The organism is Moorena sp. SIO3B2, assembly GCF_010692525.1.
Classification (GTDB): domain Bacteria; phylum Cyanobacteriota; class Cyanobacteriia; order Cyanobacteriales; family Coleofasciculaceae; genus Moorena; species Moorena producens.
Map to the genome: position 1 here is coordinate 1 of NZ_JAAHHE010000110.1, position 20,293 is coordinate 20,293.

The following is a 20,293-nucleotide window of genomic DNA, read 5'->3' on the forward strand; positions in this document are numbered from 1 at the left end:
GCCCTTAGAAAAGCAGGGACTGATTGAGATCACTCCTGGAGAGGATCGGCGGACACGATTGGTGGCACTAACGGCAAAAGGCCAGGAAAACCTGACCCAAGCTATTCCCCTCTGGGAACAAGCTCAAACAGAGGTGATTGAGAAGCTGGGTGTCGGTCCGTGGCACAATCTATTGGAGCGCTTGACTGAAACGGTTTCCATCGCATAATTGGCAACAGACTCCTGATCACAAGCCCCTCTTTTTTATTTATTTAAATAAGTGTATATACATTTAAGCGTCAGCATTCAGCTGTCAGCTTTCAGCTCTCAGCCTAATGCTTCAAATAAATCTCATTTGGGAGAATTTAATAGTTCGATATTTTACAGAATTGAAAGTCTGGGGAAAAGCCCTTGGCCTATGGCCATGCTACTGTTGGCGCAGCACCTCAAGTAGCGCAATCGGTGCTTTTGAATAAAATAAGCCGTTCGCGAACGGCTGACGGCTGACGGCTGACGGCTGAATGCTTACCAAAAACCTACCTTTATGAGGTTCCCTCTTGCCCCTCTTTTTATCATTAATTAATAGAGGCATATTCCCGATTGGGTAATTGACAAATGGTTTCCAAAGTCTTATTTGTATTAGTATAGCATAATCTGATCATTGGTAACACATTCACTAAAATAATTATCACAAACGTTGAATAAATATAAAAAAAGATTAATTAATTTTTTATAAATTTTAAATTTTATTAATTATAGTAAAAATCTTAAGAAAGTATAAATTCCACCATTTAATATTAAGTATATTTATATACTAAAAAATTTAAGTAAAATCACTGAGATTTCACCCTAAGGATCAGCTACTAATAATCCCCCTTACTTGGTGCAGCTACCGGGGCACTTTTCCTAGGCATAATAAAGATTTTACCCTGCTTTCGGTAGGTTTGATTTGTCTAGTGTCAGGCAGATATCCGTGGGAAAATCCCTAGCCCTATTTCCTAAATATATGTATTTTTTATTACTTTATTAGTACGGCGGAATAATTTCTACCGTTTGTTAAAACTAAATATGTATTCTTGGAGTTGATAAAAAGAGTTGATAAAAACCTCAAAAGACTCCAAGCAACCACTCAATAACTCAGTTTGTACAGGAGAATGAACAGGAAATTGATCAAAAATTGGAAAACCTTAGAAACCGCTGTTTGTCAGTGCTACTAGGGCAATTATTCCGGAAGCGAAGGGCCTGTGATCAGTTAGTTTGACAGAAGAGGTATTGTAGAGGTATTGTAAAGTATCGGGAGCAAGCCGAGATACCGTGGAGGGATTTGCCGGAGAGATTTGGAGATTTCCGTTAAGAGCTATTTGGAATTTTATTCATAACTACAATAAATGTTTGTCGGGTAGATTATGCCATCACTACATGTTTATCAATACCCTGACTATATAAGTCGGTTATATAGAAGCGATCTAGGATTTTTGATCTGCTACATTAATTCATATAATGCTATCAAAGCTTGAATTGTTTTTTAGCAACATTTTCAGAGTAATCAGAATTATGTATGTCCCAGAAGAATTAAAAGACCGTGATTACACCATCATTATTGATAAAAGTGGCAGTATGACCATTAAGGACGAGAAAAGGGGGACAAAAACTAGATGGGAGGTTATGGAAGAAACTACAGAGGCTTATGCTAGATATTGTGAAGAAATCGACCCCGATGGGATTACTGTTTATGTATTTTCGAGTAGATTTAAGCGATACGATAATGTTACGACAAATAAGGTAGAACAAATCTTTAAAGAAACATATCCTATGGGTGGAACATACCTTGATGAGGTTTTGCGGGATGCTCTCGAGAATTATTTCCAACGTAAAGCAAACGGTAGTGCTAAACCAAATGGGGAAATTTTCTTAGTATTTACAGATGGAGCACCTGATGATAAGCCTCCAGTAATTGATGTACTTGTGAACGCAACTCGTCGAATCGATAAGGATTCGGAAATTGGTATTTCTTTTATTCAAGTTGGTTCAGATCCCCAAGCAGCACAATTTCTACAAGAATTGGACAAATCTTTAGAAGAAAAGGGAGCAAGAACTGGTATTTGTGACACTCTAACTTTAGGAGATTTAGAAGAAATACCTCCACCAGAAGTACTCTTGAGAGCTATTAATATAGGATAAGAAGCGAAAAAAATCTGTTTTTTTTATGAACAATATTATTTGAAAAAAATGTGATCAGTTTCCTTTAGATACGCTTACGGAAATTTAAACAAAGTCATAATTAGTGGTCTCATCTTAAATTATCATGTCAAAGGTTGAACAACTGCGTGATTTTAATAATTTCGCTGAATCTATACTTAATAAACTTGAGGAATATGACTCTGTTATTCAGACTCAATCCCTTCAGCAGGATAGTATTTTAACTGAAATTAGCAATCAAGTTGAAATTGTCCGAAAGCAAGCCGAAGAAGTAGTTAAATCTTCTTCTTCACCAGTTAAAATTGCTGTTATGGGAGAATTCAAAGCTACAAAAACTACGGTCTTAGGTAGTTTACTTGGTTATGCAGGAATGTTACCAGACAGTCGAGTGGCAGCTACTGGGAATGTGACTCATCTCAATATCGTTCAGGTAAAAGGCTCGCAACCAACTGAATTTAAGTTTAGCGTTAAATATTTTAATCAGAACGAAATTGATCAATGTCTTGACTTTATAGTTGAGGAGTTGGTTGTACAGGCTGAAGCACAATTACCTAGTACGCAAATCGCTAGTTTAAAAAACTTTACTTCCAAAGATCCTGATGTTTGGCAAAACATTATCAAATGGTACGATGAAGTAAAAAATTATGACAAAACTCCTGGATTAGAAAACGCAATTCAAGAACTAGTAGTGTTTGTTGAATCTTATCTACGTTATGGAAATAATTTATGCGGTCAATCCTTGCCTATTGATAATTCTACTCATGCTTACGCAGGTCTTCAGCTACCTAATGACCCCCGTTCGATCTTAGATATTAAGAAGTTTGAACAGTTTCCTCCAGAAGACGAGGAGCAGTTTCCTAAGTTTTTGCAAGCCACCTTTCCTCTAATCGGACGAATAAATGTTGAAGTCAAAGTGTCAGATAAAATTTGGGATCTTTCATCTCTTCAAGAAGCAAACAAGTTAGTTTTACTAGACTTGCCTGGATTAGGGGCTGATAAATCTGAGCTTCGAGATCGATTTGTAAATGTCCATGAAATGGAAAATGTACAGACGATTTTACTATTGACCTATGGTCCTCGTCCAGGAAGTACAACAAACAATGAAATCATCGATCTGCTCCGAAAGCAAAGAAAAAACCAAAATCTCGATGATTTTATCCTTGTAGGTGTGGGGCGATTTGATGATTTGCCTGGGGCAGAAGTTGGTATTGACAAGCTTCTTAGTAACACAGAGCAACTAACAGAGCAGAAAATTTTCGATGAAATACCAGCTTTGCGTAAGGTTATTGAAAATTCCCGTAAATTGACGAAAGGGAATGATGAGCAAAGAATCGTTTTTATGTCAGCATTTGCTGCTCTTGAGTATTTGATAAAAAACCTAGACAGCACCATTAAAATTGCGACACCAACTGTACTAGAAAACCTCAATATATTTCAGAAGCATTTTCCTGATCTAAACGAAAAATGGCAGCAGTTAAGCGAAAGGTTAAAAAAATCTGAACCTGATAGTATTTTAGTAACTTGGCTAGATGCTTTCACAAAAGATGGTGGTCTTTCTAGACTACGGTATCTGCTTGAAAATCACGTGGCAACTCATGGTCTTGAACAATTATATAAAGATGTCAACGTTAAAGTACAAACTTTGGTTAAGGAACAACAAAATTTAGCACAGAAAGTTAATAATCCTTCACTGGCTAAATTGCTGGCTTCTGAGAATCCCAAATTACGAATCCTGCGCCAAGCACTCCGAGAATTAGCAGATAGCTATCAAGCGTTAAAAACCCATTTAGAAAAAAATCCATTGGAATTGGGAGTAGGAATAGATGAAACAAGAAGCAAAATTTCCCTTCGAAAAGAGGTTGAAGAAAAAGTCAATTCTGAAATCTCTCGCTGGAGTGAATGGAGAACCCTATTTCTCAAAATTGAAAACGGAATCGTCAATTTGCAACCTAACAGTAGAGGGGAATTTTCTTCTCGAAGAACAACTCGAAGAACAAAGAGAGAACGAAAACCTTTTACTAGAAGCGATGAATTTTACGATCGTTTTAAGGACGCTTGCGATAACATAGAGAAATTTACTCAGGAGCGTGTTGACCAGTCTATCAAAGACTGGTTAGATGAATTATCAAATAACCTAATTTCCTTAAAGGATAATCAAAGGACAATCAATATCAAAAAAATACGGTCTGAAATTGAAAATTGTGTTGTGAAAAAAGAAGAAATACAAGAAGATATACAAGAGTTACTTGATGATTTAGCATCTCCGAGCGAATGGGAATCAGAGCTACTCGAAATAGTCAAAGAAAATAGTTTTATAACTATAGACCCAGAAACTTTATTTCCTTTACCCCGTGAAGACAAAAACAGTAATGAACCTGCTTTGATATTCGGGTGGTCTCCAGACCATAAACAAGCTAATCAAAGAATACCACTCTACGAAAACCATCTAACTTTTATACTGGGACTTCGAGATACAATGATTTTTAGCGTTAGTGATAGCTTTATTCAACTTTTAAGCAAAACAAATCAAACAGTCAATAAGGAACTCCAAACATCATTTTTAGAAGATGCTATTGGAAGATTGGAAGAAGATTTCTTAGCAGATAGAACGTTGCTAAAACAAATGGTAGGTGAAGAGCCAACTGAAAAAACCACACCAGATTGGTTATTAATTCTACAGGAGCTAGTAAATATTCCTCTTTAAACTTTGCCAAAGATGTTGATATGCCTGTTGGAATTAAGATTGTAAATAAATTTCTGTTGAACCAAAACCAAATTAAAACAGTAAACAATACTAAGTGGTTAAAGCTTCCTGTAATAGACCTGATTCATGAGCACGACGATCCAGCTAATCTTATAAGGATTGATCATATCAACTGTACTATAACAGGAAATCCTCTAGAACTTAGAGATAAAATTCAACAGGCTTACAATAATTCTTTTAAGAATTATCCAATACCATTTTATCTGGATTCGCTATTACGTTTTTCTCCATACTGCAAACTCGATAGATCTCTGCCCATTTCTGCCAATTATTTTTTAGGATTTAAAATAGATTATATCGAGCAAAATAGCAACGTAAGTGAATCGCACACAAAGTCTCAAACCTGTAATTTATTTTACAAAAAAACAAGTAAGGGGGAAAAAATGCTCTCACATGGTGGATGGATTGCTATCGATTTTGGTACTTCAAATTCTACTGTTACTTTTTACGATCCTAGAGAAGCAATAGAACCAAACGAATTATCCTTGGAACAAAAAGACCTATTATTTAAACTTTTTAACGAATGGTTAGGCTCATCTGACTCAAAATTACCAGGAGTTGGTGATGATGAATGGCAGGAATATATCGAACAAGTTGAAAATAATTTGGGAAAATCTTGGCCAGAAATTATCGACAATAAAAATAGCTCGCTCTTGTTAGAGGGAATTCGCCAACTAGAAATTTCCTTAGGTACTAGACTAGATGATCCAATCTACCCGGTAGTTAGTAAAAAACTTAACGAAATTTACCGTCAATTATTTCAGTTACCACCCTTACAAAAGGAACGTATCGTTCTGGCAAAAATAGATAAAAATCTACCCCAAGATACACAAATTACTAGCGAACTGGAACTGGTTGGTGTAAATGGATTCTTGGAAGTGGAAATGGGGGAAATAGCTAGAAATAATCGATTGGCAGCGATGTCCCAAGAGACTACTGATGAAAACCAGGAAGATGAAAACCAGGAAACATTTTGGCGAAAAATAGAAAGTAAGTTTCATCATTCTCCGAAGCGTTACCTTAATAAAACCATAAAAAAAGGAGAAGAAGATAAAATCAAGATATATTGGGAAGGAGAAGAGAAAAATATTGAATATAGTGAGCTAATTCAAGCAGCAATGAAATGTCTGATTGAATTAACAGAAAATTTTAAAGATAAACCGGAAAACAAACAACGTTATGATAGCGGTAAATTTTACAGAGTAATAGTTACTTATCCGACGGTATCTAAGCCAGAAAATCGTCGTAAACTGGAAGACTTAGTAAGTCAAATTCTTGAGCAAAAATTTACAGATACAGATGTCAAAGTAGACGTAAAAAAAGATTTTGATGAAGCAATCGCTGCTGCTATTTTCTATGTATGGCGAGAATTTGGTGGAAACCAAACTATCGGTATAGAAGCTTTTAAAACTCGCTGTCGTCGTAGCGGTCAAAAATGGGCTCAAAACCTAATGGTATTGGACATTGGTGGTGGAACGACAGACTTGGCTTTAATTCGTTTACTTCTGAGAAATGATAGTCCATTTGACCCAGGAGAAGATCGAGGAGCTGGTGGACGTTACTATGTTCTGACTCCAGAGTTGATGGGGTCTTCTGGACACTTATTTTTAGGGGGTGAGTTAATTACTCTACGACTCTTTCGCGTGCTTAAAGTAGCGATTGTTGACAATTTGTTAACGGCATTTACAGAAGGAAAATTAAAGGATGATAAGTTAGACCTGCTGATCAGAGGATTAGAGCCAAGATTTTTGCAACAAGATAATCACAACAAATACCGCACTCGCTCCCTATTAGAGTGCATTGACAAAGAAAACCCAGAAAACGATCCATTTTATTCAACAGTTTTAAACTATGCAGAAGAAATATTACCAACTCGATGGAAAGAGGATCGAAAAAAACTACAAGCTTTTTACACCCTTTGGCGATGGGCTGATGATGCTAAAGTTGAATTAAGCAAAAGTAGCGTTGAATATGATGAATATGAAATTCCGCCGAATCAATTAGAACAATTTATTCGCGTTCAACAAGCTATTGAGCTTGGTGAATATAATCCTGGCATCAAGCTATCTAAACAACAACTTGAAACAGCTGCTTCAAAAGTGGTTGGAGAAGCAATCAATATTGCTAAAGAATTGCTAGAAAGCCGATTGCCTAAAGACAGTTTAACTGGTAAAAAAGAACCTTTGGATTGGTTAATTTTATCGGGACAGACTTGCCATCTAGATTTAGTCAGGCGTAAAATTAATGAAATCTTTAGCAATACCAAGAACGATTTCGAGTGGAACCCAGCCAGGATTACTTTTGTACCTGACTATGCCAAATTAGCTACGTCAATCGGGGCTTGTTATGGCATGAGCCGACAGCAGTTCACTTATTCTCCGAAATCAGCGAAAGACAAGCTAAAAGAAGGTAAAAGCGAACTCTATATCGAAGTTAATAATTTACTTTACACATTGCCTTGTGCTTTCTTGAGGCAAGTTGTAGGTTCTTTAGAACCAGTTTTTCAAGCACGACAGCCATTGTATAAATTTAATCCTAATGAGGAAGCTAAAGCTCGAAGTGAATGGTTCGGTGTTTTACCAACTACGAACATTTATCGTCGAGACTTTGAAAGTCAAAGAGAAATTTTATGGGCTAAATTTAACTTTGAAGAGATTGCCAAACAAATCGGAATATTTTCCCAGAATAATAATCAATGGTATGAGGGATTCCAAGCTCAGTTTGAAGTTAACCAAACCCTAGAAATTGAAATGGTAGTTTGTCGGGGCAAACCTCATTATTTAGTAGGGGATCAGGTGGATGACAATAACTCTACCTTAACAAATATTAACCAAACAATATCGGAAGAGCTAAAAACACGAACAGAAGAGTTGGAGAAAGCAAATATACAAGAAGAAGTTCCTCAAGCTATGATTATCGATAGTGTACTTCAGTGGGATATTGCTATTGGGATCAATGAAGAATCTCCACACCTAGTTTTCAAGGCTGGGGAAAAACTTGATGATATTTTTCACAATGAAGACGAAGGAGAACAAACAACTAAAGAAACTAAAGGAGCTATCAGCAAAGATGAGAACCAGAAGCCTCGACCTCTCCCACCATTCCCCAGAAGTGGCAGACACACCTTCTATGCTTACTATCCCAGCTTAGAGAGCCCAAAACTGAAGGAAATATATCTTGGTACATTAGGATTTGAGGAAAATCAGATTAAGGATAACTGCAGATACTACATTACAATTGATGACCAAAGTAATCTGCGTATTCATGAAGGGGAAGTTCCTTATTGGATATCGGATCAACCAGAAGTTTTAAAAGAAAAAGATGGATGTGTACTTAGAGTTAAGCGTAGTCCCATAGAAGAAGAGAATAACGATGAGCAAAACCCCTTTAGTGGAGTACACTGATGGTGATGGATTGAGTCAACTGCTCAAACAGTTGTTAGTAAGAGACTCGGAGCTAGGGCGATATCTACGGCATACTCTCAAGGGACTGTATGCCTCTTTGGAATCAGCCCGTGCAGAAGCTATTTCATTAGACAATTCAGAAGAAGCTACCCTTTGTGGTCAGCTATCCGAACTACTAGATCAGCTTTTAAAAGAGAATACTTCTAACGAGGCTCTCTCTAACAAAGATACTTCCAAGAATACAAATTCGGAAAATTTAACTGATTTTAAAAATCCAGGATTAATTCTCCAAGATTTCTGTAATGACTTCTTCACAGATAAGAAACTTTACCCTTATATTGGTGATTCAAAACCTCGAAGCACTAATGACTCAGACTTATGGGACGAAATTCAAAAGCTTTTACTGCGTGTTCCAGGGTCTATGGCTCAAAAGTGGCAAAATAAAGCTCTACAGTCAGCTAAAAAAATCAAGGCAAAGGAAGATGATACGAACAACAACGAACTTCCTTTTTCAGAAAATAAACTTCTCTATCCTGGTTTAACAGGAACAGTTAAGGCTCAAGGGTTGTGTTTATCAACTGAAGCTTCCTTAGACTCAGAGATTAACGATAAAAATCTAGATGGGGATCTGAAATTTCTTGCCCAGATCGTATCTATCTGCATATATTTTATTCAAAACGACCCCTCCCTACATCATTGCCTGAAAAGTATTAAATTTTTTGGTATAACCCGTTTTAATTCCCAGCATAGAGAGGATTATATCAAAACCTTGATACTTTTTTTCAAAAAAGTCAAAGACCATGAACAAGATCCGATTAAATCCTTAAAGGCAAGGCTGGACTTAGACGAGGCGATTAACTCATTAGTATATCAGCCTTTAGCTGACCCAAATTCCTGGTGGTGTAATTTGCAGAAAGATGCAAGAAAAACCCTTGACAAAGCAGTGGAAAGAGTTAATAGTATGGAGGGTGATCAAGCAGGATGTCAATGGCTTTTAGGTGTTCGAGATGATATTATTAAATATACAGAGAACAAAGATGACGTAATCGATAAATTACAGGTTAGAGGTACTCCTGGTAAAGTCTTAGCTTGCTTGCGTGTTTACGCTTGGATTAATCAAGAAAAAATGCCTGGTCGAGTAATCTTTTACCCAAAATAGCTTATCCTTTGTTTGACCAAGGCAAGATACTCCTTGAAGTGTGGAATTCCATAACTCCTGAAAAAAACTGACCTAACCGAAAAATCCGCCCATCCCAACTCATTCTTGACCTGCTTAAATCCCAGAAGTGTTGAACGTTTTAAACGTTCAGCACTTCTGATTACACCCATGGAGCAGTCTTGATTGATCTTTACATTGACCCCGCCTATTGCTGACGAGGCTTAGGTGCAGCGTTGATTTATGCGATCGCAAACGAAATGACCTGCATAAACTGGACAGTTATGGGAGGGCTAGGCCGTGTTTTCAAAGTTTTCCGCAAGATTTAGATCCCCCCCAACCCCCCGCGCGGAAGGGGGGAGCCATTCTCAAAGTCCCCCTTTTTTAAGGGGGATTTAGGGGGATCTCCGAGTTTGAAAACACGCCCTAGTACCAGTTAGCTGAAATATAGTAAAAACAGAAAGTTTTTGAGCTATCCTTAAAAATACGATTGATCAAACAATTCTGCGATGAGTATCGGGTGCATCTCATTAAAGCTGTTTGACCCGGTGGCTGGAATGGGCATCTTGTTGTGGAACGGGCATCTTGTTGTGGAACGGGCATCTTTTGTGGAACGGGCATCTTTTGTGGAACGGGCATCTTGCCCGTGGGAATCCTGCCCACCCCACTGATATTCATCCGAAGATTCAGCAATGCTAAAAAATGTACCTCACCCAATTGAAAACTTCTATAACTAATAACTAATAACTTTAGTACAAACCCATCAGGAAACAGTAGAAAAGTTATGAGCGCTCCCATCACTAACAGACAGAGAACTCTTCCAGTCCTAGAAAATGGAGATCTGCTGTCTCGTGGAGAATTTGAGCGGCGTTATCAAGCCATGCCCCACCTCAAAAAAGCAGAACTAATTGAAGGAATTGTTTATATAGGATCCCCCTTACGGTTTGAAGCCCACGCTGAGCCCCATGCTAATTTACTCGTTTGGTTGGGCAACTATAAAATAGCAACTCCTGGTGTAAGATTAGGTGATAACCCTACAGTGCGGCTGGATCTGGATAATGAACCCCAACCTGATGCGGTTTTACTCATTGATAGCAATTGTGGTGGCCAAAGTCGTCTGGACGATGATGGTTATATTGAGGGCGCACCAGAACTAGTGGTAGAAATTGCGGCAAGTACTGCTTCCATTGACCTGCGAGATAAAAAACGAGTCTATCGTCGCAATGGAGTAAAAGAATATCTGGTCTGGCAAGTAATTGACCAGCGTTTTGATTGGTTTTCTTGGCAAGACGGAGAATATGTTTCTCTTGTAGCTGATCAAGAAGGGATTATCCGCAGCCAAATTTTTCCGGGATTATGGTTAGCAGTTTCGGCACTTTTGGCGGGGGATATGCTTGAGGTGATGGCAACTTTGCAAGCTGGGTTGGCGAGTTCGGAACATCAACAGTTTTTGCAGCAGTTGGCAAGTTTTTCTTAATTAATTGTGGTTATTTAGTACTTTAGTAAAGGGACTGAGGTCGTGGGCCACGCGGGGCGCGTTCGGAGCAGGGAACAGGGAATAGGGAACAGGGAATAGGGAACAGGTAAGAGTTGAGAATAATTGATGCCAACACTATCAGAAAAATACTTTGGCAAGAGGTCTATTAATGAATTGTGATAATTTTTAATCCGAAGTTTCCTACTCCCTACTCCCTACTCCCTACTCCCTACTCCCTACTCCCTACTCCCTACTCCCTACTCCCTTGCTGTCAAAACCATTAAATTTAAATAAAGACTAGCTAATACAAGCCAATCATTGATAGTGTAATCAGAGTCAATTCATCTATCTTTTGGAGAAAGACAGTCGAAAATGTCGAAAAATAAGGTTTTGATGGTACTGGTCTCGCTCATCCTACCCTTTGTGCTTGGTGTCCAACTAGCAATGGCCGATACCAGCGACTCAGCTCAAACCTGCTTACGAGGGTTACTGTACCTAAACAACGGTTGCAGTACAGTAGATTATATGTCCATTGATTACACTCCTGTGATGAATGAAAAAGCTGAAAGCTTTTTGAAAGAAATTAAGGCACGGCAGCTCAATGTTGTCACAGCGGAGTCTCTGACCAGTGGCATGATTATTTCCACCATCGTCAACATTCCCCTCTATGGCTCCTACACCTACGGTGGATTTTCCACCTATGATAGTGATGCTAAGCGCAAGATGCTCGGGGTCAAGAAAGGCGATGTTTATACCGAAACCACGGCTCGACAAATGGCTGCCGGTGCTTTGAAAAATAGTCGGGCGATGGTCTCCATTGCAGTTACCGGAAACGCCGGACCGGTTGACAAAAATAAATTGGACGACCTTGGTGTTGTCAACGCAGCAGTTTCTATTCGCACCATCTCTGAGAGCCAAGACAGTGACATCCACGAGCAGCCCATTGTCTTCAATACCAGGCACCGGCGCATGGCACTTTGCGATGGTGATGGATTGCCTATGACTGAAGTTGTGTGTCAACAATATCGTTCCGAAGCTGAGGCCGACCCTAAGGGGTATGTATCCGCTCCAACCTTGTCCATGACGCGGAAATTGATTCGGCAAAATGTGGTGATTGACGCTCTGGAACTGGCGCAACAACACCTCCAAAACTTTGTCTGTACCAGCGACGGCGATAATGTCACTTGTAAAACTCTCGACTCCATGTGTCAAGAACCCTATGATGGCCGTTACATCAGGTATGGTGAACCAACTTGGGTGATCAAGGAGCACAGCGAGCTTTGTCGAGTGGGTATGGCAAAGGGCAGAGGGAACAGGAAACAGGGAAGACGGAACAGGAACTAGGGAGTAGGGAACAGGGAAAAAAAATTATCACAATTGATTCAGGTAACCTTATGCCGATCTCGGCTCTTCCCTGTTCCCTACTTCAGGAAAGAAGTCTCTGACCTATGCATGTATTTATCCTAACTCTCGGTTCCCGTGGCGATGTCCAGCCCTATGTGGCATTGGGCAAAGGTTTAAAAGCAGCAGGACATACCGTCACAGTCTGTACCAGTGCCAGTTTTGAATTATTCATCACCGACCATGGCTTAAGGTATGGCTATATGAACGATGAGATGATCAAGCTGATCAATTCAGATCAAGGTCGGGATGCCATGGAAAATACGACCAACCTCTGGGAAACCATCAAACTGACTCGCAAGTTATCTAAACAAGTTGCTCCCATGCAACGGATGATGCTTAATGATAGTTGGAATTCCGCACAAAAAGCCAACCCCGATCTGATCATCTTCCACCCCAAAACCTATGGGGGCCCTCATTTCGCCGAAAAATTGGGCATTCCAGTGATCATGGCGGTTCCCTTGCCGATGCTGGTGCCTACCGCTGAATTTCCTAACATGGGCTTCCCGAAATGGCCTTTAGGGGGCTGGTATAACAAACTGACCTATCGCTTCGTCAATCGATTAATGGAGTTTTCAGCAGGCAAACCTGTTAAAAGGTGGCGAGCTGACCATGATTTGCCACCCCAACGGGGGGATTTTAATATTCTGCGTACCACTACCGGTGAACAGATTCCGGTTTTATATTGTTACAGTAAGTTTGTGTGCGATGAAGCTACGGATTGGCCTGAGAGTGTGATGGCAACCGGCTACTGGTTTCTAGAGGAACAAGATACATGGCAACCACCGGCTGAGTTACAGGATTTCCTTGATGCTGGCAATCCTCCGGTTTATGTGGGTTTTGGCAGTATGGCTGGACGAGATCCCCAGCGGTTGACGGAAATTGTGATTGAAGGGTTACAGCAAGCCAATGTGCGGGGTATTATTGCTACCGGTTGGGGTGGCTTGGTTGTAGATGACTTGCCAGACAGCATTTTCAAAATTGATAGCGCTCCCCACGATTGGCTTTTCCCCCGTATGGCCGCAGTGGTGCATCATGGTGGGGCTGGCACAACCGCTGCTGGCTTACGGGCAGGTCGTCCCACTATCATTTGTCCCTTTTTTGGAGACCAACCCTTTTGGGGCGAGCGTGTTCATGCCCTTGGTGTCGGCAGTAAACCGATTCCCCAGAAGACGTTGACTGCCGAGAAGCTTGCTAGTGCTATCCGCGAAGTGACGACAAGCCAGACCATTCGGCAAAATGCTGAAGCCTTGGGGAAACAAATCCGGGATGAAGATGGCATTGCTAATGCGATCGCTATTATTGAATCTCGATTGGGTTAGGATTTTAGGGAGTCGGGAATCGGGAGTCGGGAATCGGGAGTCGGGAGTCGGGAGTCGGGAGTCGGGAACAGGGAAGAAAGAAGAGGGAATTGTTAATGGGATGGGTGGGTTATGAACATACCTTACTACTCACTTCTTGCTTGAATAACTATGGGATGCGATCGCGATGGATGTTGCGATCGCACTTTCTTTTTTCAAAGATAAGTCACCGGGCAAAAGGCACTGCTTCTACGGGGTTTGCTAAACTCGATTAAGTGACCTGGATAACGCCCTGCCATGACTGACTCAATTACCTTAGATGACTTCTATAAACTCTTTCAAGAGAGCGAACGTCAACGTCAGGAAACTGAGCGAATTCTGCGGGAGTCTTTAGAACGGTCTCGCCATGAATTTCAGCAGAACCTGGCTGAATCAAGAGCTGAATTTGATCGACGGGCGGCTGAGGCGGATCGACGGCTGGCTCGCGTGGAAGCTATTGCGGCTCAGACGAATCAGGCCGTTAATGCCTTGACCAGTCGCTGGGGCAACTTTGTGGAGAACCTGGTGGCTCCTGCGGTGGTTCGTCTGTTTCAAGAACGGGGGATTTTGGTCACTGCCATATTCCAACGGGTAAAGGCAAGGGCAGGATCTCAGAACCTGGAAATCGATATTTTGGCAGTCAATACCAATGTGGCAGTGGCGGTGGAAGTAAAATCTCGCCTGACCCAGAAGAATCTACGACAATTCCTGACTAATTTAGAACAATTTAAGACAATCATGCCCCATTACAAAAACTATCGTCTGTATGGTGCTGTGGCTGCCATTGAAATTGATGGGGATGTTGATAAGTTTGCCTATAACCAGGGGTTATTTGTGATCCAACAAGCGGGGGAAAGTGTTTTGATTAGCAATGCCCCTGATTTTGAACCCCGTGCTTGGTAGGTAAACCGATCGTGTCTGTCAAATGACATATATACTGTGGAGTCATCAAATGCGCGAACAACAGCGTAAAAATCCTCCTCCTTTTCTTGAAAAACTCCGACAGTTTAAAGCTGAAAAAGAGGCTGCCTATCAAAAGACTAAAACAGTAGAGGCTAGTTAGATGAATATCAAAACCAAATTAGTTTTATGCCTCTACTTTAAAATTTGATAATAGTAATGTTATCAAACTTCCCTATTTTGAATTAACTACTCCCTGCTCCCTGCTCCCTGCTCCCTACTCCCTACTCCCTAACACCCAAATTTTGTCCTTACCTATGACACAAGAACTTATAGACCTCAAAACTAGCATTGTAGAAGGACGATACGCAGATGCTTTAGCAATTGTCGATGAATTAGAAGGGATGAGTAAACAAGCAATTTTGCGTAATATTGATTCGTTCCTAGTCAGGCTATTTATCCACTTAATTAAAAACCAAGTTGAGCAGCGTTTAACCAATTCTTGGGCAGCGTCAATTGCCAGTTCAATTCTGGAAATTAAAAAGCTTAATCTTAAAGATAATAAAACCTCCTATTATATTAAGCTTGATCAATGGCAGCCCAGATTAGAGGAAGCACTAGAAGCAGCGATCGCTCCTGCTAGTCTGGAAGTTTTCAATGGAGAGTTAAGGCGGTCTCAACTTTCCCAGAGGCTGGATAAACCACAGCTGATTTTGACTGCCAATAGTTTACTTAGTCTGACTTACCGCTATTCAGCTAAAGAACTGCCAGCAGTTTTAGATGATTATTTAACTGAATTACCAGGTGGCGAAGAGTGGGGTAGATAATTTATCCTGAGCAATAGTAAGCTATTTTCCTACAGGATTTCCCTCATAAATAGCGTAAAAATCCTCCTCCTTTTATTGAAAAACTCCGACAGTTTAAAGCTGAAAAAGAGGCTGCCTATCAAAACCAGACTAAAACAGTAGAGGCTAGTTAATGGCAATTAACTATCTAAAAGCGCGGGGTCGCACCGCCAAATTAGCTAGTAGCAGGAAAACAGCCACCAATGAAGTGAACATCGCTAAAGGTTTCAATCCACAAACGAGCGCCACAATCGAGAGGCTTGTCCGGCTGATACACAATCCGACATGGACCGAGGATTTCTACCTGGTTGCCATAGAGATTGTTGCCGCTGCGTTTGACCGAAATCACTGGCTGACGCTGTTGGGGAGGCTTACCATTGTTGGTGCCAATCCGATTGCGGTTGACATTAATCTTAGCTAGAGCCGGAGCACGATTTTTGCGCCATTTGCCCTTCGGGCCACGACTGCCTTTGGTAATTTGGGGCAGACCGTTGACCAGAGGAATAATCCAGAATTTACCACTTTTATAGGCACCACGAACCCGACCGGCGTCGAGGAGTTGTCGCAATCGTCGAGAAGAAATACCAAGGAGAGCAGCGGCTTCAGTGGTACAAACGCACTTGTTCATAACTAGCTCCTTAAACTCTACCGATACTTGTACTATAACAGAAAACCTAAAGATTTAGACCAACTTGAGATAAAAATCTGGTCTGTACTGGAAAAATTGATCAAAGCCCTTGACAAGCTCAAGGGGTATTGGAATAATGTTGATTTTTATTTAGCAAAAAAAAAATCTAAAAAAATGATGAAGAAATGATGCCATGGGAAAGACTATGACATTGAATGGAATGGGTTCAGTTTGCCATTAGTTGTTTCTTCAGGGATTTATGTTTAATTAAACTCACTCAGGTTATCGTTTTGAGTAAACCAATGGAGGAGATGCTTCAGATGCTAGTGGAGATTATTGTATGGGAGCCGGCAGCACCACTTGGTGACCGGATGCGTCAGATATTGATTGCTAGCTTATCTAATGCCAAAAATACAAGTAATTAGAGCATCTGTGTTGATGCATCAACACAGAGCGGCTGACAAGGTTACAGACTTTTTATAAATATGAGTGTGTAAGTCCTGTAATAATTGGTATAGCAATCCTAAAAAGGGTTATAGCAATCGCTAATTCCAATTTTATGAATCAGATTGGATTGCTATATTACTGCCGAAAAGTGATATAATCCACAAGAGTAAATTTAGAGTAAATTTTTCCCCATATCCATGACCATATCTCTTAATGTCAAAAACTTTGATGCCTCCGAGTATTTAGCTCCTTATGAGCCTAAACGAGTGCGAAGGCCGATTTATCTGAAGTTTAATGAAAATACCTGCCCTCTCGAAGCTGATTCCCAGGAGTCTGTACTGGCAAGTGGCTTTAGAGCGTTTGCCAGACTGGCGCTTCGGATGAATGTGAAAGACTTTTTAGCTCTTGGCACAGGTAACGGACTAGATGCGTTAGGTGCAATTGAAATCTTTGACCTAGATTCAGTAACTATTACAGATGTGCTGCCAGAAATTGTTGCTGCTGCACGAGAGAATGTTGAGTTGCATCTAGAGCCGGGAACTAAAGTAAAAATCTACGATTATGTCGGTAGTTTGCTTTCCTGTATTCCAGCGGAACAGAAATTTTCCCTGATATACGAGAACCTTCCTGTACTGCAAAAGCCGCAAGACGTAGATTTGAAAGAGGGAATAAATTCAACAATATTCTTCGATAGGGAACAGGGGGAAGTGCCGGAGATTTTAGACAGTTACTTGCTTGGTTCTCACTATCTTTGCTTACAGCAAGCTTATGAACGATTGTACCCAGGAGGAGGCGTCATAACCGGAATTAGCGGACGAGTGCCACTAGAAATAGTCTTCAATTTACATCAAACTTGTGGTTATACTCCCGAACTAATAGTATTTGATGTAAAAATTCAGAGTGCGCCGGAAACAATTTTGCCTGGATACTCTCAGGTAGAAGAAGAGAAAAACATAGAATTTAAATACTATGCCACTGAGGCGATCGCCATTGTAGAAGCAGCTCGACGTGAAGGATTAGAAGGACAAGAAATACTTAACGCCGTAAAATCGGATATCGAGCACTATGCTATGTCAGCCAAGGAAGCTTGGCATCAAGTCCGCAAAGGCAAAAAAATTGCCCAAGGTGAGTGGATGGTTTTTGGCAAGCGTTAAAAAAAGCGTTTGTACTTGTTCTATTTATTGCGCCTAAAAGCTGTCGGATGCTCATCAGGAAGTGGTAGAATATACTAACAGGATAAAAGTTAATGGTTCCAGAGTTTTTTCGCCCTCAAATCAACCATAATCCTCTGTTTCCCAATCCGAAACTTTTGGATGTTACATTACGGGATGGAAGTTTTGCCGTTAACTTTCAATGGCAGGAGTCTTCAATTAGGTGTATTGTTCGCGCTCTAGTCCAGGCAGGTTTTTCTTTCATAGAACTTGGTTATTATGGAGGAATGTCAGATTTACAAAAAATCCATGGTATCGATTCACCAGGGATTACAAGTGATTTTCCCTTAAGTCTGGCTCAAGAATTAACCTCGGAATATCCAGATGTCAATTTTGCGCTGATGATCCATCCCACAGGACTGAATAAAAACCCTGATTTTGAAAAAATTAAACAATCCGGGATTTCTTTATTGAGGTTTGTTTATTTACCGAATTGGTGGGAGCAGTTAGAAAAACACATTCCAGCAGCCAGAGCAGCTGGTCTATCTATTTCAATCAATCTTGTTTGTTCCTCAAGATATAGCCAAGACGAACTTGAGGCAAACTGTGACAAACTGGTTAAAAAACTATCTCCAAACCTGATTTACTTAGCCGATACTTGTTCAGCTTTCTATCCTAGCCAACTGAAAGCTATTTATAGTCATCTCAGGTCAATCATCGAGGTTACCCTAGGATTTCATGCCCATGATTTTCTTTCACTAGCATTTGCTAACTCCTTAGCAGCTGCTCAGTCAGGAGCAACATATATAGACTCTTCCATTTTAGGACTGGGACGGAGTGCAGGCAATCTCCGTTCAGAATTGTGGTGTCTTTCTGCGATAGCCCAAGGCTATCAAGACTATCATTTAGAACCATTACTAACAGCAATTGCAGAGATAGGTAAATACAAGAGCATTCCTCAAGCAGAAGATCTGCTATTTCAAACTGTTGGGGCTTATAATTTAATTCCCCCTGAAGATGAACTCTTACATGAAATTGCCCAAGATCGAGGGTTTACAAATAGTTTAGCTGCTTCGAGGTTTACTCAAAATTGGAGTAAAATTCAAAAAAACTTTCAGTCGCTCCATCAATTACTATAAATTGCGGGATGGAAATTAAACAAGTTGGCATCATTGGTGCAGGAGTAACTGGCTTGGTCACGGCAAAAACCTTCTTAGAAGAGGGTTACCAAGTTACAGTATTTGAGAAGCAAAAGGGACTTGGTGGGGTTTGGGAAAAGTCACGGACTTACCCAGAACTGACTACCCAAACCCCCGGTAATATCTACTCTTTTTCCGACTATCCCATGCCCCAATCTTACCCGCTGCGACCAACGGCGGAACATATAAGGGATTACTTAAAATCCTACGCTCAGCACTTTGGTGTTTTAGATAGAATTAAGTATGGGGCTAATGTAATTAAAGTTGAAAAACGGAGTGACAATCAACCAGGATGGGAAGTTAAGGTCAGGTTTCAGGATGAAAATGAGGGACAAATCAAAGATGTAAAGTACTTCTTTGATTTTATAGTCGTCTGTAACGGTGTATTCAGTACGCCCAAAATGCCTACTTTACCCGGTGTGGAAGAATTTAAGGCTAACGGTGGAGTAGTGTTGCATTCCACCGAATTCAACGATGCTTCTGTGATTTCGGGTAAGCGCGTCGCCGTGGTAGGTTTTGGCAATTCCTCTGCTGATATCGCCGCCTATGCTGTGGATAAAGCACAAGAATGTACTCTCATTTTCCGTAAAACCACGTGGAAGTTACCTGAGTATATTTTAGGTTTGTTCCACGTCCAGTATATTGTATTATCCCGTTTTTCTCAATTTGTTCATGGGGCTGAAAGTCCACTGTATCAGATCCCAAAGCCTTTATCGTGGGCTTTTTGGCGGCTATTAGAAATTTGTCTCCGCCTCCAATTGCGTATTGATAGTTGTGGAATGCGTCCCGAACAAGCCATTGATAAATTAGTGAACTGTCGTTTGTATATCAGGCTATCTAGTGTAGACTTCTACAAACACATCCGCTCTGGCAAACTCAAAACTAAGAAGACGGAAATTGAACGATTCGTTCCGGGTGGTGTCAAACTTGCAAATGGCGAAAGTTTGCAGGCAGATGTGGTTATTTTCGGGACTGGATTTCGTAAAGACATTCCTTTTCTTTCACCGGAATACCGCCAAAAGATACTTGATGACCGGGGACTTGTTTTAATGTACCGCAACATGATACATCCTGACATTCCTCGGATGGGTTTTAATGGCTACAACGGCGGAATATTTGGTTCTTTAATGTCAGAGGTGAGCGCTCGTTGGTTAACGGAGTATCTCAAAGGGAATCTGAAAGTACCTTCCCGTCAACAGATGCTAGAGGTGATTGAAAGTACCTATGATTCCATAGATCCTAACAAATGTATACCTCAGTCGATGTTTAAACCGATCGATCAACTGATTACTGACTTGGGGGTTAATCCTCATAGATATGGCTGGAATCTAATTGCCGAATATTTATTACCGATTAACCCTTCTGGTTACCATAATCTCCAACAGGAATTGTTAAATAAAAAT

At 40.5% G+C, this 20,293-nt stretch carries 18 protein-coding genes and 1 pseudogene; 17 read left to right on the forward strand and 2 right to left on the reverse strand.

All coding sequences use genetic code 11. The features are described 5' to 3' along the window. A pseudogene (locus F6K38_RS21205) lies at nt 1-208 on the forward strand (MarR family transcriptional regulator); the annotation flags it as partial. 198 nt (nt 209-406) lie between these two features. Here the strand turns inward: F6K38_RS21205 and F6K38_RS21210 are convergent. Then, nucleotides 407-571 carry a hypothetical protein gene (locus F6K38_RS21210; RefSeq protein WP_008190277.1) on the reverse strand — a complete coding sequence of 55 codons (165 nt, stop codon included), beginning with the start codon at nt 569-571 and terminating at the stop codon, nt 407-409. 962 nt (nt 572-1,533) lie between these two features. On the opposite strand from F6K38_RS21210, the gene F6K38_RS21215 reads away from it, so the two are divergent. The 12 genes from F6K38_RS21215 (at nt 1,534) to F6K38_RS21270 (ending at nt 15,447) form a co-directional block, all read left to right on the forward strand. Next, nucleotides 1,534-2,160: a VWA domain-containing protein gene (locus F6K38_RS21215; RefSeq protein ID WP_071102748.1), complete on the forward strand. Its 627-nt coding sequence runs from the start codon at nt 1,534-1,536 to the stop codon at nt 2,158-2,160. A gap of 124 nt (nt 2,161-2,284) precedes the next feature. Further along, nucleotides 2,285-4,882, forward strand: a complete 2,598-nt coding sequence (locus tag F6K38_RS21220) for a P-loop NTPase family protein (RefSeq protein WP_287357377.1) — start codon at nt 2,285-2,287, stop codon at nt 4,880-4,882. Further along, entirely contained in the window at nt 4,840-8,346 is a 3,507-nt protein-coding gene (locus F6K38_RS21225) for an acetate and sugar kinases/Hsc70/actin family protein (RefSeq protein ID WP_287266033.1), read from the forward strand. The genes F6K38_RS21220 and F6K38_RS21225 overlap by 43 nt, the downstream gene beginning before the upstream one ends. Continuing rightward, nucleotides 8,315-9,505 (forward strand): hypothetical protein, encoded by a 1,191-nt coding sequence (locus F6K38_RS21230; protein ID WP_287357379.1) that lies wholly within the window; start codon nt 8,315-8,317, stop codon nt 9,503-9,505. The genes F6K38_RS21225 and F6K38_RS21230 overlap by 32 nt, the downstream gene beginning before the upstream one ends. 506 nt (nt 9,506-10,011) lie before the next feature. Further along, a complete protein-coding gene (locus tag F6K38_RS21235; RefSeq protein ID WP_154659966.1) occupies nt 10,012-10,173 on the forward strand; it encodes a hypothetical protein in 162 nt (53 codons plus the stop codon). Between the two features lie 113 nt (nt 10,174-10,286). Next, the gene (locus F6K38_RS21240; RefSeq protein WP_008190268.1) at nt 10,287-10,979 is read left to right on the forward strand and encodes a Uma2 family endonuclease; all 693 of its coding nucleotides are present in this window, start codon (nt 10,287-10,289) and stop codon (nt 10,977-10,979) included. A 372-nt stretch (nt 10,980-11,351) separates the two neighbouring features. Then, on the forward strand, nt 11,352-12,323 hold the full coding sequence (locus F6K38_RS21245) for a CinA family protein (protein ID WP_008190266.1): 972 nt from the start codon (nt 11,352-11,354) through the stop codon (nt 12,321-12,323). Nucleotides 12,324-12,427: 104 nt separating this feature from the next. Then, nucleotides 12,428-13,702 (forward strand): glycosyltransferase, encoded by a 1,275-nt coding sequence (locus F6K38_RS21250; protein ID WP_287357381.1) that lies wholly within the window; start codon nt 12,428-12,430, stop codon nt 13,700-13,702. Then, nucleotides 13,668-13,817, forward strand: a complete 150-nt coding sequence (locus F6K38_RS21255; protein WP_161603206.1) for a hypothetical protein — start codon at nt 13,668-13,670, stop codon at nt 13,815-13,817. Before F6K38_RS21250 ends, F6K38_RS21255 begins: the two co-directional genes overlap by 35 nt. After that, nucleotides 13,798-13,956: a hypothetical protein gene (locus F6K38_RS21260; RefSeq protein ID WP_154659964.1), complete on the forward strand. Its 159-nt coding sequence runs from the start codon at nt 13,798-13,800 to the stop codon at nt 13,954-13,956. The genes F6K38_RS21255 and F6K38_RS21260 overlap by 20 nt, the downstream gene beginning before the upstream one ends. Nucleotides 13,957-13,978: 22 nt before the next feature. Continuing rightward, nucleotides 13,979-14,623, forward strand: coding sequence for a hypothetical protein (locus F6K38_RS21265; protein WP_008190263.1), 645 nt, complete (start codon nt 13,979-13,981; stop codon nt 14,621-14,623). A 314-nt stretch (nt 14,624-14,937) separates the two neighbouring features. Further along, nucleotides 14,938-15,447, forward strand: a complete 510-nt coding sequence (locus F6K38_RS21270) for a DUF29 family protein (RefSeq protein ID WP_287357382.1) — start codon at nt 14,938-14,940, stop codon at nt 15,445-15,447. Nucleotides 15,448-15,640: 193 nt separating this feature from the next. On the opposite strand, the gene F6K38_RS21275 is transcribed toward F6K38_RS21270, so the two are convergent. Continuing rightward, entirely contained in the window at nt 15,641-16,093 is a 453-nt protein-coding gene (locus F6K38_RS21275) for a helix-turn-helix domain-containing protein (RefSeq protein ID WP_287253576.1), read from the reverse strand. Between the two features lie 215 nt (nt 16,094-16,308). Here F6K38_RS21275 and F6K38_RS21280 point away from each other — a divergent pair, with 215 nt between their 5' ends. From F6K38_RS21280 to F6K38_RS21295, 4 genes are all read left to right on the forward strand, one after another. Next, nucleotides 16,309-16,518: a hypothetical protein gene (locus F6K38_RS21280; protein ID WP_287357384.1), complete on the forward strand. Its 210-nt coding sequence runs from the start codon at nt 16,309-16,311 to the stop codon at nt 16,516-16,518. A gap of 219 nt (nt 16,519-16,737) precedes the next feature. Further along, entirely contained in the window at nt 16,738-17,694 is a 957-nt protein-coding gene (locus F6K38_RS21285; RefSeq protein ID WP_287357386.1) for a hypothetical protein, read from the forward strand. A 92-nt stretch (nt 17,695-17,786) separates the two neighbouring features. Beyond that, nucleotides 17,787-18,830 carry a hydroxymethylglutaryl-CoA lyase-like TIM-barrel protein gene (locus tag F6K38_RS21290; protein WP_287357388.1) on the forward strand — a complete coding sequence of 348 codons (1,044 nt, stop codon included), beginning with the start codon at nt 17,787-17,789 and terminating at the stop codon, nt 18,828-18,830. Nucleotides 18,831-18,838: 8 nt separating this feature from the next. Beyond that, a partial coding sequence (locus F6K38_RS21295; RefSeq protein WP_287357389.1) for a flavin-containing monooxygenase occupies nt 18,839-20,293 on the forward strand: 1,455 nt, incomplete at its 3' end.